The 15,537-nt window shown below is 34.9% G+C and carries 15 protein-coding genes; 9 read left to right on the top strand and 6 right to left on the bottom strand.

Annotation, left to right across the window (positions count from 1 at the left end):
* Positions 1-92: 92 nt before the first annotated feature.
* Positions 93-887 (bottom strand): DUF6503 family protein, encoded by a 795-nt coding sequence (locus Q0838_RS05630; protein ID WP_298952239.1) that lies wholly within the window; start codon positions 885-887, stop codon positions 93-95.
* 168 nt (positions 888-1,055) lie between these two features.
* Here Q0838_RS05630 and Q0838_RS05625 point away from each other — a divergent pair, with 168 nt between their 5' ends.
* From Q0838_RS05625 to Q0838_RS05595, 7 genes are all read left to right on the top strand, one after another.
* Positions 1,056-3,896, top strand: coding sequence for an exo-alpha-sialidase (locus Q0838_RS05625; RefSeq protein WP_298952237.1), 2,841 nt, complete (start codon positions 1,056-1,058; stop codon positions 3,894-3,896).
* 422 nt (positions 3,897-4,318) lie between these two features.
* Entirely contained in the window at positions 4,319-5,077 is a 759-nt protein-coding gene (locus Q0838_RS05620) for a nucleotidyltransferase domain-containing protein (RefSeq protein ID WP_298952235.1), read from the top strand.
* A gap of 1 nt (position 5,078) precedes the next feature.
* A complete protein-coding gene (locus Q0838_RS05615) occupies positions 5,079-6,143 on the top strand; it encodes a nucleotidyltransferase domain-containing protein (protein WP_298952234.1) in 1,065 nt (354 codons plus the stop codon).
* 77 nt (positions 6,144-6,220) lie between these two features.
* A complete protein-coding gene (locus Q0838_RS05610; protein ID WP_298952233.1) occupies positions 6,221-6,958 on the top strand; it encodes a cyclase family protein in 738 nt (245 codons plus the stop codon).
* 9 nt (positions 6,959-6,967) lie between these two features.
* A complete protein-coding gene (locus tag Q0838_RS05605) occupies positions 6,968-7,588 on the top strand; it encodes a DUF4230 domain-containing protein (protein WP_298952232.1) in 621 nt (206 codons plus the stop codon).
* Position 7,589: 1 nt separating this feature from the next.
* Positions 7,590-7,958, top strand: a complete 369-nt coding sequence (locus tag Q0838_RS05600; RefSeq protein ID WP_298952231.1) for an MmcQ/YjbR family DNA-binding protein — start codon at positions 7,590-7,592, stop codon at positions 7,956-7,958.
* Positions 7,959-9,737, top strand: coding sequence for a DNA mismatch repair protein MutS (locus Q0838_RS05595; RefSeq protein WP_298952230.1), 1,779 nt, complete (start codon positions 7,959-7,961; stop codon positions 9,735-9,737).
* 86 nt (positions 9,738-9,823) lie between these two features.
* Here Q0838_RS05595 and Q0838_RS05590 read toward each other — a convergent pair whose 3' ends face one another.
* The 3 genes from Q0838_RS05590 to Q0838_RS05580 form a co-directional block, all read right to left on the bottom strand.
* A complete protein-coding gene (locus tag Q0838_RS05590; protein ID WP_298952229.1) occupies positions 9,824-10,354 on the bottom strand; it encodes a hypothetical protein in 531 nt (176 codons plus the stop codon).
* Between the two features lie 14 nt (positions 10,355-10,368).
* The gene (locus tag Q0838_RS05585; protein WP_298952245.1) at positions 10,369-10,908 is read right to left on the bottom strand and encodes an RNA methyltransferase; all 540 of its coding nucleotides are present in this window, start codon (positions 10,906-10,908) and stop codon (positions 10,369-10,371) included.
* 148 nt (positions 10,909-11,056) lie between these two features.
* Positions 11,057-12,055 carry a type IX secretion system membrane protein PorP/SprF gene (locus Q0838_RS05580; RefSeq protein ID WP_298952228.1) on the bottom strand — a complete coding sequence of 333 codons (999 nt, stop codon included), beginning with the start codon at positions 12,053-12,055 and terminating at the stop codon, positions 11,057-11,059.
* Between the two features lie 336 nt (positions 12,056-12,391).
* Here Q0838_RS05580 and Q0838_RS05575 point away from each other — a divergent pair, with 336 nt between their 5' ends.
* Complete coding sequence (locus tag Q0838_RS05575) at positions 12,392-13,303, top strand: NifU family protein (protein ID WP_298952227.1); 912 nt, start codon at positions 12,392-12,394, stop codon at positions 13,301-13,303.
* 43 nt (positions 13,304-13,346) lie between these two features.
* Positions 13,347-13,547, top strand: a complete 201-nt coding sequence (locus tag Q0838_RS05570) for a dodecin family protein (RefSeq protein WP_298952226.1) — start codon at positions 13,347-13,349, stop codon at positions 13,545-13,547.
* Position 13,548: 1 nt separating this feature from the next.
* Here the strand turns inward: Q0838_RS05570 and tsaB are convergent, their stop codons facing one another.
* Positions 13,549-14,229, bottom strand: coding sequence for a tRNA (adenosine(37)-N6)-threonylcarbamoyltransferase complex dimerization subunit type 1 TsaB (gene tsaB, locus Q0838_RS05565; RefSeq protein WP_298952225.1), 681 nt, complete (start codon positions 14,227-14,229; stop codon positions 13,549-13,551).
* A 38-nt stretch (positions 14,230-14,267) separates the two neighbouring features.
* Entirely contained in the window at positions 14,268-15,533 is a 1,266-nt protein-coding gene (locus Q0838_RS05560) for an efflux RND transporter periplasmic adaptor subunit (protein WP_298952224.1), read from the bottom strand.
* Between the last annotated feature and the right edge of the window lie 4 nt (positions 15,534-15,537).

Raw genomic sequence — 15,537 nt, 5'->3', positions numbered from 1 at the left:
TTTTTTGTGTTGCACCACAAAGGTAACTTTGAGGAACAAATTTCCCTTTCTCTTTTTAAACGTTTAGGACGCTATTGGTTTTATAACTTTATCTAGTCTACATAAACACCGTTTTCTGGTTTTGTAAATGTTGCCGTATCCATATCACCGCTGTCTACATCTATACTTTTAAATTCTCGTACTTTACCAGCAGGTATAGTAGGTCTATTATTTTCTACTTTATACCAAGCAAGTTGTGTAGGTAACAATAAACCGTTTACCTCATTCCACTCCTTATAATTCACAAAACTAAAATTATCTGACTTTCCTTTTTTACCAGCGGTAACTGTATAAGCTAACCACGTCATTTTCTTAGTTATTGGATGATAGTACATAAGGTAATTATCATCTGGAGAGTCTCCTACCGCAGCTTCAAAACCTACTTTTATCCCAGGGAAAATAACTCCATTAAATTCTAGTGGTTCTACCTCTTCATAGACAATACCATTATCTGCGAGTAAGAAAGGCATAGCATAGAAATAGAACATAAGGTTATGATAGAATCTTGCTCTAGCTTCTGGAAAATAAGCACTATCCTGTGCGATCCATACCTTACCATCTAGAGAACCTATGGTATGAGTTGGTGATTTTACGACTATATCTCTAGTCTGCACATCTGCAATAGTTTCTGTTTCATCTAGAGAGTAAGTAAGACTTTTCATTTCAGACCATTTTTGAAGTCCACCATGTGCAGCAAGTACATCCTTTAATCCCTGAGGATATCTAGATAGATCTACCCTAGTATGTTCTACAACGGTTTCTTTTACTTTAGAAACTTCATTTTTTCCATCGGTCTTACAGGACACTATCCATGTCGCTACAAATAAAACTAGTATTATTTTTTTCATTTGTGTAATGTAAATAAAGAGTATCATTAATATGTTAGGAATATGATAAAAATAAGTTAGAAGAAAACAACCCAAGAAAAAATTTTTATATTCTTGCCTTAAAGAATCACAAAGATTAAAACTATAATTCAAAGTCCTTATCTTTAAACGCCCCTTAAAAAACACTTCATGAAAAAGCTCTTCTCTTTACTATTAATAAGTACTTCCGTATTCACCTTTGCCCAAAATCTAGTTGCCACCAGCGGTACAGAAATACAAAATAGTCTTGATAAAAAAAAGCAATTATCACAGTCGTCTCCTTTTAAAAACCTAGAGTTTAAAAACATAGGACCTACAGTCATGTCTGGTCGTGTAGTAGATATAGACATTAACCCAGCAGACCCAACAGAAATGTTAGTCGCATATGCCAGTGGTGGTTTATGGTATACTCATAATAATGGAACTAGCTTTACTCCTATTATGGATAATGCTGGTACAATTAATCTAGGTGATATCGCAGCAGACTGGACTTCTAAAACCATATGGGCAGGAACAGGAGAAAACAACTCTAGCCGCAGTAGTTATGCCGGTATAGGATTACTTAAATCTACCGATTGGGGTAAAACATGGAGCAAGCCCATGCTTACAGACTCTCAACATATAGGACGTATATTAATAGATCCTAAAAACACCGACCATGTAGTCGTTGCGGTAACTGGCCCATTATATTCAGTAAGCGATAATCATGGTATTTACACTACTCAAGATGGTGGAACAACTTGGGATAAAACTCTATTTGCGACCAGTACTGCTGGCTTTATAGATCTAGCGACAGTACCAGATAATTTTAATATCATGTATGCTGCCAGCTGGCAGAAAAACCGCAAAGCATGGAATTTTGATGGAAGTGGAACAGCAAGTGCTATTTATAAAAGTACCGATGCTGGACAGAGCTGGATTAAAATAACTACCGAGGCAAGCGGTTTTCCTGTAGGAAGTGGCACCGGCCGTATAGGACTAGCTGTATATGATGAAAACACCGTGTACGCCATTCATGATTCCCAATTTAGAAGACCTGCTCAAAAAACAGACTCTAAAAAAGAGACTAGAGGTCAGCTTTCTAAAAACGACTTCACCTCAATGTCTCAAAACGACTTCTTACAACTGGACGATAAAAAACTAAACAACTTTTTAAAACAAAACGGTTTTCAAGAAAAATACCGTGCTCAAAACTTAAAAAACATGGTGCGAGCAGGAGATGCCACTCCTATGGATGTTGCAAAATATCTTGAAACAGCAAATACACAGCTTTTTAACACACCAGTAAAAGGAGCCGAATTGTATCGCTCTAACGATGGTGGTAAGACATGGAATAAGACCCATGAAGGACAGATAGACGGTGCGTTTTACAGCTATGGATACTATTTTGCACAAGTACGTGTAGACCCTAGCGATGTGGAGCACCTTTACGTTATGGGCGTACCCATTATTAAATCTGCAGATGGCGGTAAGAACTGGATCAATATTTCCAGAGAAAACGTGCATGCAGACCATCATGCTTTATGGGTAAATCCTAATAAACGTGGTCACATTATAAATGGTAACGACGGTGGACTTAACATCTCTTATGATGACGGTGAGACATGGATCAAAAATAACTCGCCTAGTGTAGGTCAATTCTACTCAATTAATTACGATACAGAAAAACCTTACAATGTCTATGGTGGTTTACAAGATAATGGTGTTTGGGTAGGCGCACATAACGCCAGAGAAAACAGAGCATGGCAACAAAAAGGCCATTACCCATGGAAAAGCATAATGGGTGGCGATGGTATGCAGATTCAAATAGACGCTAGAAATAGTGACATCGTTTATACCGGATACCAGTTTGGTAACTACTATAGAATACATCGCGATTCTGGAGAGCGTACATACATACAACCTAAACATGAATTAGGAGAATCTCCATACCGTTTCAACTGGCAAACTCCTATTCTATTAAGCTCGCATAATCAGGATATCCTTTATTTAGGTAGCAATAAATTACACCGTTCTATGAACAATGGTACAGACTGGACCGCTATCTCACCAGACCTTACTCAAGGTAGTAAAGAAGGAAACGTAGCATATGGAACCATAACAACCATTAGTGAATCTCCATTTCAATTCGGATTAATTTACACAGGCTCAGATGACGGTTTAGTACAACTTACTCAAGATAGCGGCGCAACCTGGAAAAGCCTTAAAGGCAACTGGCCGGCAAACCTATGGGTAAGCCGTGTCGTTGCTTCTCAACACAAAAAAGAACGTGTTTATGTAACCTTAAACGGTTATCGATTTGATGATTTTACCACCTATGTTTTCATGAGTGATGACTATGGTACGACCTGGAAAAACATAAGCAACAACATCCCTACCTCGTCTGTAAACGTGATTATTGAACATCCTAAAAGTAAGAACACTCTCTTTGTAGGAACAGATAATGGTAGTTACATAAGTACAAATAGTGGAGCAACTTGGGATATTTTAAATAATGGTATGCCACCAGTTGCCGTTCACGACATGAAAATACAACCAGTTGCAAACGACTTGTTAATAGGTACACACGGTCGTTCTATTTATACTGCAAATTTAGATGCACTAGCGTTGATGGATAATGATGGTTTCGCTTTCGCGAAAATCGACAAAACCAGAGCCTCGTCTAGATATGGATCACAAGGTTTTATGTGGAGCAAAGGATCAGAACCTAGTATAGAACTTTCTTACTACACACCTATGGCTGGAAAAGTAAAGATAGAGGTACTCAACAAAGATGGAAAAACCATTTATGAAGATGCCAACATGAGTACTATCGGTCTTAACTTCTACACTTATAATGGTACTGTAGGAGAATATGCTTTGAAAAAATTTGACAAAGAAAACAGACCTGCAAAAGCACAAAACGGAAAGTATTATTTACCTAAAGGAGTCTATTCTGTTAAGTTAAGCGGTAGTGGTGGAAAAGCTAGTCAGGAGTTAGAAGTGGAGTAAAGTATTTGTTTTTCTAAAATGACAAAAAAAGAGATCGATCACATTATTAAGAAGGAATCTGGGACTTTTTTACTTGTAAAAAATTCAGAGCAAACCTTTTTTGAGGTAGTTCTTAATAATTGCATCTCCTTTCTTTCTGTTCTATATTTTTTAACTGAAAAGAAACTTAACTATCTCATTTTAAATGAAAAAAGAATAATTTTAATTATTAGAAATAAAGTTTCTAAATAGTACACTCTATCTAATTTTGAAACTATAAATTATAACGGAATTAGATCAGTTATAGAAATAATCCATCTAAATAAACAGCTATCAATTCCTCTAACTAAATTAAAGATAAGTTACGAAGAGTCTAATATTTTAAAACATCAACTATCAGAGTTTTTAATTCGTAAAAAAACGATGTATAAACCCAATTAAACATGACAAAAAAAATAATCCAGTATTTGGAAAGGATTGAAGCAGAAAGAAATATTAAAATACTGTTAGCATGTGAAACCGGTTCAAGAGCATGGGGATTCCCATCACCTGATAGTGACTTTGATATTCGAATTATTTATGTTCACACAAAAGACTGGTATTTATCATTAAACGAGAAAAAGGATAGCATCGAACTCATGTTCGAAAATAATGACATCGATATCACTGGTTGGGATTTGAGAAAATCATTACGACTTCTTCAAAAATCCAATCCTCCTCTGCTGGAAAGAATTCAATCTCCAATAATTTATAAATGTGATAAAACTTTTGTAGCCGACATAAATAAGATTGCATATTCTCAATACTCTAGAATTGCAACCATTCACCATTATTTGAGTATGGCAAAAAAATTCCTAGAAGAATTGAAACAGCATGATGAATTTAAATTAAAAAAGTTCTTTTATGCTTTACGTTCTGCTACCGCATGTAAATGGATTTTAGAAAAAGAGGAACTACCACCTATTGTTTTTCAAGAAATGATTCAAGGGTTAGAAATAGACCAACAATTGATAGATCGAATTAATGAGTTAATTAACCTCAAAGCAACAATTAGTGAAAGTTACATGCATTCAGGAGAAATTGAACTCATAAATTTTATAGAAACCTGTATAAATCAAGCTAACGATAAAAGGAATACACTGCCGAGTTCCCATGGTACATTAGAAGAACTTGACACCTTCTTTTTAACAACCCTTTCATAGAATGACAATTGATTATCTTAAAGAAAACAATCTAATAATTCTTGAATGTATAAGTGGAAGTAAGGCCTATGGACTAAACACTCCTACTTCTGACACAGACATCAAAGGTGTATTTATATTACCTAAAGAATCATATTACAGCTTGAATTATGTACCCCAAGTAAGTAATCAAACCAACGACATTGTTTATTTTGAGTTGGGACGTTTTATGGAATTACTCTCCGTAAACAATCCTAATATTTTAGAGCTTTTAAATACGCCAAAGTCAGCAATACTATATAAACATCCTTACTTAGAGAGAATTGATTCAAAAAAGATATTATCTAAACTCTGCAAAAATACCTTCGGGAAATTTGCTCTATCTCAAATTAAGAAAGCAAAAGGTCTAAAGAAAAAAATCATGAATCCTATAGGGAAAGAAAGAAAAAGCATTCTTTCTTTTTGTTATGTGAATCATAATAAAGGCTCCATAAGCCTCATAAAATACTTAGAACTTAAAAAATGGAAACAAGAACATTGTGGTTTAATTAATATCTCTCATATGAAAGATGTTTATGGTTTGTTTTATAATGAAAATGTAGAATACAAAGGAATTATTAAAAATGATTATTCTAACGATGTAAGTTTAAGTTCTATTCCAAAAGAAGAGGATATGCAAACGATCTTGTATTTTAATAAAGATGGTTACTCAAAATACTGTAAAGAATATAAAGAGTATTGGAACTGGGTAGAGAAACGTAATGATGATAGATATGAAAGTACACAAAGTCATGGAAAAAATTACGATGCAAAAAACATGATGCATACTTTTAGACTTCTAGAAATGGCTATTGAAATAGGAAAAGATGCTGAAATAAATGTAGTTCGTCCTAATAGAAATTTCTTACTAGATATTAAAAATGGAAAGTTTGAATATGATGATTTATTGAGCAAGGCAAATAAACTACAAGATAAAATGACCGAATCATTTGAAACATCATCTTTATCTGAAACGCCTGACATAGATTACATCAATAATCTATTATTTGAGTTGAGAGAGCAATTTTATTCAATAAATTTAGAATGAAAAACTTCATCTTCATAATATCACTAGTTTTAACCAGTTGCGTTGATACGAAAACACCTCAACCTGAAACCACTCACATGAAAACAACCATACAGCTAGAAAAAGAGCAAGTATCTATAGACCTTTCAAAACCACATGATATTAGTCTAGCGGTACAAAATAATGCTGGAGTTGGTGCGTGGTACATAAATCAGCCGGTCATTAAACATGTAGAGGTAGATGGATATGTGGGGAATGTAAAGTTGGGTGGCTCGACTAATTTTAATGACGTTAATTTTAATCCGCATAGTCATGGAACACATACGGAATGTATTGGGCATATTACAGAAGAGTTTCATAGTGTAAATAATGCTCTAGACGGTACATTTTTTAAAGCGCAATTGATAAGTGTAACACCACAAGAAATAGATGGCGATTTAGTCATTAATGAATCGGTGACAACTCCTCTAGCTACTGGAATAAAGGCTGTCATCTTGCGTACCATGCCTAATCCAGAAAGTAATAAGAGCAAGAATTATTCTAATAGCAACCCACCGTATGTAGATGCTGGATTAATGTTACGCTTTCGCGAAAGCGGAATCCAACACATTCTCATAGATTTACCTAGTGTGGACAAAGAAAAAGATAATGGTGCGTTACTGGCACATAAGGAATTTTGGGATTATAATGGTGAGCAACGACTGGACGCTACTATTACCGAGCTGATTTATGTACCTGATGTGATAAAGGACGGCTTTTACATGCTAGATCTTCAAGTAGCGCCTATAGAAAATGATGCTGCGCCTTCTCGTCCTATTCTCTACGAGATATTGTAACTTTGATTTATGGAATTATTATTTTTTCTCGGACTGGCATTAGGAGCAGTCGCTTCATTTTTTATTTTTAAATTCTTTTTTAAAAATAGCAAAAAAGAAAACACACGCGAGCAGAGCGTTGTTCTTATGGAGAAAATACGCTCGGTTTGTAAATTTATAACCGTAGAAGGAGATTTTTCTGAAATCTACCACTATCAAAATGTAAAAGACAAAATTGCCAACTTTCTATTAGGGAAGAAAAAAGCCATTATCTTAATTAATGCAAAGGCGCACATAGGTTTTGACCTTACTAAAATAGAAATGGATAGCGATCCTGAGAGAAAAACGATTGTTCTTAAGAACTTTCCGCAGCCGCAAATTTTGAGTATAGAAACCGATTTTAGTTACTATGATAAGTCAGAAGGCTGGGCAAATTACTTTACTAGCGATGATCTTACTGAGGTAACTCGCAATGCAAAGCAACACATTATTGATAAAGTACCAGAAAGCGGCCTTATGGAACAAGCTCGTAAAGAAGCTGTTCTTGCTATTAAAATGATGGAAGGACTCGCAGCAACCATAGGCTGGACTCTAGATTATAATGCCTTAGTTTTAGAAAAACACGAGGAGACTAAAAAACTAGATTCATAAGATGCAAATAGACCAACTTAGAGACTACTGTCTTTCTAAAAAAGGAGCCACAGAAGAGTTTCCCTTTGACGAGGTGACCTTAGTTTTTAAGGTAATGAACAAGATGTTTTGTCTCGCTGGTCTTGAAAAATGGGAACGTGGAGAAAAAACTATAAATCTTAAATGCGATCCTGACAAAGCCATAGAGTTAAGAGAGCAATATGATGGCACTGTAACAGGTGGTTTTCATTCTAATAAAAAACACTGGAACACCATATACACAGACCGTGATATGACGCGAGAAGAACTGCAACAATGGATAGATCACAGTTATGATCTAGTCGTTGCAAAACTGACTCGCAAAGACAAAGAACTTTTAAAAAACAGCTAATTGGATTCAAAACTCCTCACCTTTTATAGCGAGCGTATTGCTCAATTTACAGACTCTAGCAACCGTTTACAAAAAAAACTGCGGTTATCTAGTACGTTACGGTTTCTAGTATTTTTAGGTGGTTGTGCTGCCGTTTATTTACTGATTGATTACTGGCAGTATGCTTTATTAGTAGCATTTTTGATATTCGGTGTTTTCTTATTCTTAGTTTCTAGACATGAGAATTTAAAACGCAAGCGTGATTTTCAAATAGCGTTAAGAGATATAAATGGTAAGGAATTACAAATTCTAGATCGTGATTTTCATGGTTTTCCCGATGGTAAAGAGTTTCTAACCGAAGATCATGAATATGGTCGTGATATTGATTTATTCGGTGCAGGGTCTATATTTCAATACCTCAATAAAAGTGTTACTAAAGATGGAATTAAATCTCTTGCTCATAAATTAAACAGCAACGACATCTCTCAAATAGAGAAAAAACAAGGTGCTGTAAAAGAACTAGCAAATAAGGTCGATTTTAGACAAGAATTCTGGGCAACAGCTACATTGCTTGATAAGGAACGCAATCCCAAATCGATGTTAGAATGGGTAAAAGGTTATGAATCTTTTGTCCCTAAGATATTCTCCTGGTTATGCTGGTTGTGGCTAGCGTTAAGTATATCGACATTTGCTCTATACTTCTACGATCTAGTTACTGGTTATGTGCCATCTGCTGTGTTTTTTGCAGGTTTAGGAATTACAGGTAAGTATATTAAAAGAATCACTGCTTTTTCTGGTAATATAAGTAGTCTAGAATTGTTTTTTAGTCAGTACAGTCAGTTAATTCTCGCCATAGAAAATGAGAGTTTTGAAAGTGAATTATTAGTAAAATTGAAGTCAAAAATAATAACCGATGGTGCGCCGGCTTCAAAACGTTTTTATGAACTAGCAAGATCCATAGGTAGACTGGACCAAAGAAACAACATGCTTTTTGGTGTTATGGCAAATGGTCTGGGACTTTGGGACTTAAAACAAGTACATACTATAGAAAACTGGCTGCAAGAAAACGTGAGTCATATAGAAAACTGGTTACAAGCCGCTGCAGAGATAGATGCCATGAGCTCGCTAGGTAACTTTGCTTACAACCATCCTGACTTTACCTATCCTAAAATAGTATCAGGTGATTTTCAATTAAAAGCGACAGAGGCACATCACCCTTTATTAGATCCAAATAAATCCATAGGCAACAACATAGATATATCCTCTGGAGAGTTCTTTATCATTACTGGTGCAAACATGGCTGGAAAAAGCACGTTTTTAAGAACCGTATCTATGAAAATAGTACTCTCTAACGTAGGCTTGCCCGTACGTGCTCAACAGGCTATTTACAGCCCGATTAAGCTTATTACGAGCATGAGAACCAGCGACTCTTTAACTGATGATGAATCGTACTTCTTTAGCGAATTAAAACGTCTTAAATTTATAGTTGATAAAATAGAAACCGATCGGTATTTTATTGTTCTTGATGAGATTCTTAAAGGAACAAATAGCCAGGATAAAGCTAACGGTTCTCGCAAGCTTATTGAAAAACTCTCTAGAAAACATGCGACAGGAATTATCGCTACACACGATTTAAGCCTTACTGAAGTAGCAAACGAATACGACACGATTTCCAACTATTTCTTTGATGCTGATATTACTAATGACGAGCTCACCTTTGACTACAAGTTCAAAGATGGTATCGCTACTAACATGAATGCGAGTTTTCTATTGAGAAAAATGGGAATCGTGGATGAGTAGACAGTAGACAGTAGACAGTAGACAGTAGACAAAAATAAAATATGCAATCAAAATATGACGTTAAGTTTTAACTTAAAACGATCGACTTATTTAAGCGTTTTATTTTCTAAAATATCAAAACCAAAAAAACCTTCTTTTACTTCTAGCTCAACTATTTTGAATTCATTTCTTCGTTCATAAAATTGATTTGAGAAAACTAGTTGTTTGCGATAATACGAATTGTATTGAATTTCAAAAATTGGCTTTCTTTCATTTCTATGTCTTTTTCCTCCAGACATGGAAGACCTACTAATAATAGCATGTTTTTGAATTTCTATTTCCTCACTTGCAAAATAAAAATTCATCAAAAGAAAAATCGCAGAAGCGATGAATCCAAAACTAACTAAAGACTGTAACACAGTAAAAAACATAAGTCTTATACCACTATACATAGGGTATATTTTACTGTAGTTTCTTGATATCATAACTACACCTATTATAGTTGCTATAAATACTATGATTAATAATAATCTAGGATCTACAATAGTTTTGCGATAGATTAAAATTTGCCAACACAATAAAGCAAAACCTAGAAATAAAGAATAAGTGTAAACTCTTTTTGCAGTTTTCTCAGTCATACACTCGACCTGTATTAATCTCTTAACACACTAATTTTATTAAACACATCATAAATCACAATACCGGCGCAAACAGATATGTTCAAACTGTGTTTAGTACCATATTGATCTAGCTCTATGACTTCTTTACACGCGTCTACTACTTCTTGCTGGACACCTTTTACCTCGTTACCGAGAACAATGGCTACTTTATCACCTTTTGATGGAGAGAAATTATACAGATTTTGAGAGCGCTCTGCTTGCTCGATAGCACAAGTAGTATAACCTTGCTCATTAAGCTTATTTACTATATCCACAGTATCTTCTACATATTCCCATTCTATGGTTTCTGTAGCTCCTAAGGCCGTTTTTCTAATGTCTTTATGTGGTGGTTGAGCTGTGATACCACATAAATATATTTTTTCAACACGATAGGCATCTGCACTACGGAAAACCGAACCTATGTTATTTAAACTACGCACGTTATCTAACACAATTATCAAAGGTGTTTTATCACTTTCTTTAAAACCTTCTGTAGTAAGGCGGTCTAGTTCTTCATTAAGTAGTTTTCTCATCATGTGTCAAAGGTAAGAAGTTGTCTTTTCTTTCTAGAAAAATTATTTGCGTAAAGAGTTGTAATGATTCCGCTTTCGCGAAAGCGGAACAAAAAAAAGGATAGCCACAAATAGCTATCCTTTTCTATTATAAATAAGTTAGGTAAGATTATAGGTTAACCGCAGGGCAGTTACAACTCCATCTATCTTTTTTACATAAGAAATCGATACCTAAAGTAATCTGGTGAAAACCTCCATTTGCAAACTGTACATCACCAAACTGGTAACTGTAGTTATAACCAAAGGTAAATTCTTTGTATTTCACACCTAGAATAGGAGAAAGAAGAGAAAGGTTTTGTTCTTGTACGCTAGTTCCATCTAAGAACTCAGCCCCATCAAAACTCTGACGGTAAGAAAGTCCCATATAAAGAACACTAGTATCGTTAAGGTCATAATAAGCCTTTGCATTTATGTCCGTAAATTGTTCTCCAGTGCGATCTGTACGTTGATATAACACAGATGGTTCCCACTGCCAGTCACTATTACGTGGCGCAAATAAATAACCTACTGTTGCAACATAACGACGCTGGTTAGTACTTTCAAAACCTTCTGAATAAATTTCACGATTTTGAAAAAGTTTTTTAACAGTAAAGTGAGCATAAAATTCTTTGTAGAAGTAAGACATACCTATATCTACATTAAAGTAAGAATCACTTCTAAGAACTCCTGTAATTATTGGGTCAAAGTCTGCTAGGTTGAAATCTGACTCATCTAGTCTACTTTGTACTAAACCAGCACTCATACCGAAGGACAGTCTGTTTAAATCTTCAAAACCACCACCTATTTGTAGATGATAAGCGTAAGAAAGATAAGCACCAGTTTGTGAATGGTAACCGTTTTCATCATTAAACAGTATTGCTCCTATACCACTATTCTCTCCTATACCTGTATTAAAACTTAATGTCTGTAAATTAGGTGCGTCTTCTTGATCAAACCATTGCTGTCTTACTGTACCTCTTACTTTACCACATGCGGCAGCGCCTGCCATAGAAGGGTGAAGTAGATAATAGTTATCTGTAAGATAATCTAAATAAACTGGAACACCTTCTTGTGCGATAGCTAGCTGACCACTAAAAGCGATAGCTAGTAAAATGAATAGTTTCTTCATGTATAGTTTTATGTAACTCTCTAACGTTATAAATGTTTTATATCTTGTTAGTTAATTGATTTTTCAAGATTGAGAAAAATGACTTTTTAAGTCGCATTTAAAAAAACCTGGGATAAAAACACATTTTTATATAACAAGGTGTCAAATATATAAATTTTTGTTTTAGAAGGAGGTATAACAAGGATTATGTTGAAAACAAATGAAATAAAATCGCAAATTTGAAGTATCCACCTTTAGGATTAGAAAAATAAAAGCTTGCATAAGATTAATAGATTGATTTATATAAAGCTTTAGCTTGTTAAGCTCCTTATCTTTGTATTAGATTAAAACATAGTTATGGAGAATCATCAAATTAAGGTTGTAAAAACTAGTAATGAATCGATTGTAAAATTTGAAAGCAATCATTTCTTAGTAAAAAACCATAGTTACGAGTTTAAAAATATAGATGACGCAAAGCCATCACCACTAGCACAGCAGCTTTTTTATCTTCCTTTTGTAAAAACCGTTTATATCGCACAGAATTTTATTGCTATAGAAAAATACGATATTGTAGAATGGTCAGATGTACAAACAGAGGTTGCCGAGCAAATCGGAGACTTTCTGAATAGTGGAGAAAAACTCATTAAAGCAGATGAAGAAAAGAAGAAAGTGCCGGTAACTGTTTATGCAGAGGCCACTCCTAATCCCAATGCGATGAAATTTGTTGCTAACAAAAAGCTTACCGTTAATAGCAAGGAATTTAAAAGTATCAATGATACAGAAGCAAATACACTAGCAAGGGACTTATATAAATTCCCTTTCATCAAGGAACTTTATGTAGATGAGAACTATATTTCTATTCAAAAACATGACGTTATCTCTTGGGATGAGGTAACTCATGAGGTACGTTCTTTTATTAGAGAGTCGATAGAAAAAGGTAATTCTATAGGACAAACAAAACATGAAAGTGCTGCTATTATAAAAGAAAAAGGAGAATCTGTAGATCTACCTAAGTTTGAAAATCTAGATGACATCTCTAAAAAAATAGTTGAGATTCTAGATGAATATATTAAACCAGCTGTTGCAAGTGATGGTGGTAATATAGTTTTTGAAGGTTATGAAGAAAGTAGTGGTGAAGTAAGAGTTATTTTACAAGGCGCCTGTAGCGGCTGTCCATCTTCTACCATGACTTTACGTAATGGTATTGAGACGATGCTCAAAGACATGATTCCTGGTAAAATAGATAGAGTAGTTGCGTTAAATGGATAAAATGTGTATTTTAAATGCTTAATTTAAACTTAAATACACAACCATGGCAGTTTTAAAAGTAATAGAAGTATTAGCAAACAGCGATAATAGCTGGGAAGAGGCAACAAATAAAGCGGTTGAACATGCTTCAAAAAGCGTCAAGAACATAAGATCTGTTTACGTAAACGAGCAGAGCGCTCAGGTAAAAGACGGTAAAGTGTCTGAATACAGAGTAAATGTAAAAATCACTTTTGAGGTAAATTAATCTAACCTGCCTTAAATTCTTTAAGGTAAAAAGGTTCAAAATAAGCGACATCTACAGTGTCGCTTATTTTATACTTATCCATTGCTAAATCGCACATGGTAAGTGCAGTAGGGTTAGAAGTCGTATAAGTATGCTGGTCTTCCTTAATAAGATCTTTAAACTTAATTATACCTGTCCCGATAAATGTCACAGATCCACTTTGACGAAAGCGAGAAAAACTGTCTGTATCTAATATAACTGCGCTAGGTGGTTCTAGTTGATCTACCCCACCAAAAATAGCGGCATAGACTTCCATCCTTCTCGCGTCTAGCATTGCAATAGAAACATTTGAACTGATATTCTGTTTACTTAAAGCCTTTAAAGTACTCACCGCCATCATAGGTATGCCCAGAGCATAACACAACCCTTTTACTGTAGCTACACCTATACGTAAACCTGTATAAGAGCCAGGTCCCTCACTAACAGCAATACCGTCTAGATCGTTTACGGTAAAATTATTGCGTTTTAAGATTTCATTTATATAAACATGTAATCGCTCCCCATGACTATAACCATCGCTATTATCTTCTAGTACATCTAGACAGTAAGCAATACCATAGGGATTTTCAAAACCTCCATTATCTGACGCTAGCGCAACAGAACAATTTGTAGAGGTAGTTTCTACACATAAGATTAAAGCCATAGGGATACAGGTACTAATTTTCTTAATCTTCTAGAGAATTACTTCTCACTAGAAGAATCATTTTTCTTTGAATTTACTGCCTTACCAGATTTTAATGTTTTAGTAACCGTTCTATAAGGTCCCGTAATTACTTTATCTCCTTTATCAAGCCCAGAAAGTATAACAATATTCTTATCATCTTGAATACCTGTCGTTACTACTCTTAATTTTGCTTTGCCGTTTACCTCTAGATAAACACATTCAAATTTTTCATCGCTAGTAGAAATATCATCTTTTAGAAAAGATGCTTTTTCTACGGTATCGTTTTTAATAACTATAGAGCTAATAGGAACAGCAATTACATCATTCTTTTCTCTCGTGATAATATCTACAGTAGCCGTCATACCAGGTTTAAAAGGGCTATAGTTTTCACTCTTCCCTTCTACTAACTCTTTGTAACTATCTGGTAAAATTCTTACTTTAACTTTAAAGTTAGTCACCTGGTCTGCACTTAAAGTTCCAGTAGCGGTGTTTGCTATTTCTGTCACCTTACCTTTAAACTGTCTTTTAAGGTAAGCGTCTACTTCTACTATAGCTTTGTCACCTACTTCTATCTTAACAATATCATTCTCATTTACGTCTACCTCTACTTCCATTTGAGAAAGGTCTGCAACGCGTAGTAATTCTGTACCTGCCATTTGCTGTGTTCCTACTACTCGTTCTCCTAACTCTACTGCAAGCAGAGAAATAGTACCTGACATAGGTGCAAAAATACTGGTACGTGCTAGATTATCTGTTGCTTCATTAACAGTTGCACCAGCACTTTGAACTGAATAGTAAGCAGAACGTTCTGCAGCTTTTGCTCTCTCATAAGATGCAGTGCTGGTATCAAAATCGGATTGTGAGATAACTCCTTTATCAAAAAGAGTTGAACTACGCTGGTAGTTTGCTTTAGCCTCGGCAAGAGTTGCCTTAGATTGCTCATAACCAGCTCTAGTATTTGCTAGACCAGCTCTAGATCTACTAACACTAGACTGCAATAAATCTGGATTAATTCTTGCGAGTAAATCTCCTTTTTTTACCGCTTGTCCTTCTCTTATAGGTAATTCTATAATTTCTCCAGGTACTTCTGGTGATATACTTACCTCTACTTCTGGTGTAATTTTACCGGTAGCGCTTACTGTTTCTATAATATTCATGGATTGTACGTCCATGACCTCTACAGAAACACCTTTATCACTAGAGCCTGCAATCTTTTGGTATCCCAAAGAGCCTATAGCTATAAGAGCAAGTAGTATTACTATAATTATTATTGCCTTTTTCATGTTG

This window comes from uncultured Nonlabens sp., from assembly GCF_947495285.1.
GTDB lineage: Bacteria > Bacteroidota > Bacteroidia > Flavobacteriales > Flavobacteriaceae > Nonlabens.
Note: the sequence above shows the minus strand (reverse complement) of the source record. Positions and strands in the feature narration are given on the sequence as shown.

What these genes read in the sequence shown, in the direction of transcription:
- Q0838_RS05630 (WP_298952239.1), bottom strand. Translation starts at nt 887, where the DNA reads ATGAAAAAAATAATACTAGTTTTATTTGTAGCGACATGGATAGTGTCC.
- Q0838_RS05625 (WP_298952237.1), top strand. Translation starts at nt 1,056, where the DNA reads ATGAAAAAGCTCTTCTCTTTACTATTAATAAGTACTTCCGTATTCACC.
- Q0838_RS05620 (WP_298952235.1), top strand. Translation starts at nt 4,319, where the DNA reads ATGACAAAAAAAATAATCCAGTATTTGGAAAGGATTGAAGCAGAAAGA.
- Q0838_RS05615 (WP_298952234.1), top strand. Translation starts at nt 5,079, where the DNA reads ATGACAATTGATTATCTTAAAGAAAACAATCTAATAATTCTTGAATGT.
- Q0838_RS05610 (WP_298952233.1), top strand. Translation starts at nt 6,221, where the DNA reads ATGAAAACAACCATACAGCTAGAAAAAGAGCAAGTATCTATAGACCTT.
- Q0838_RS05605 (WP_298952232.1), top strand. Translation starts at nt 6,968, where the DNA reads ATGGAATTATTATTTTTTCTCGGACTGGCATTAGGAGCAGTCGCTTCA.
- Q0838_RS05600 (WP_298952231.1), top strand. Translation starts at nt 7,590, where the DNA reads ATGCAAATAGACCAACTTAGAGACTACTGTCTTTCTAAAAAAGGAGCC.
- Q0838_RS05590 (WP_298952229.1), bottom strand. Translation starts at nt 10,354, where the DNA reads ATGACTGAGAAAACTGCAAAAAGAGTTTACACTTATTCTTTATTTCTA.
- Q0838_RS05585 (WP_298952245.1), bottom strand. Translation starts at nt 10,908, where the DNA reads ATGAGAAAACTACTTAATGAAGAACTAGACCGCCTTACTACAGAAGGT.
- Q0838_RS05580 (WP_298952228.1), bottom strand. Translation starts at nt 12,055, where the DNA reads ATGAAGAAACTATTCATTTTACTAGCTATCGCTTTTAGTGGTCAGCTA.
- Q0838_RS05575 (WP_298952227.1), top strand. Translation starts at nt 12,392, where the DNA reads ATGGAGAATCATCAAATTAAGGTTGTAAAAACTAGTAATGAATCGATT.
- Q0838_RS05570 (WP_298952226.1), top strand. Translation starts at nt 13,347, where the DNA reads ATGGCAGTTTTAAAAGTAATAGAAGTATTAGCAAACAGCGATAATAGC.
- tsaB (WP_298952225.1), bottom strand. Translation starts at nt 14,229, where the DNA reads ATGGCTTTAATCTTATGTGTAGAAACTACCTCTACAAATTGTTCTGTT.
- Q0838_RS05560 (WP_298952224.1), bottom strand. Translation starts at nt 15,533, where the DNA reads ATGAAAAAGGCAATAATAATTATAGTAATACTACTTGCTCTTATAGCT.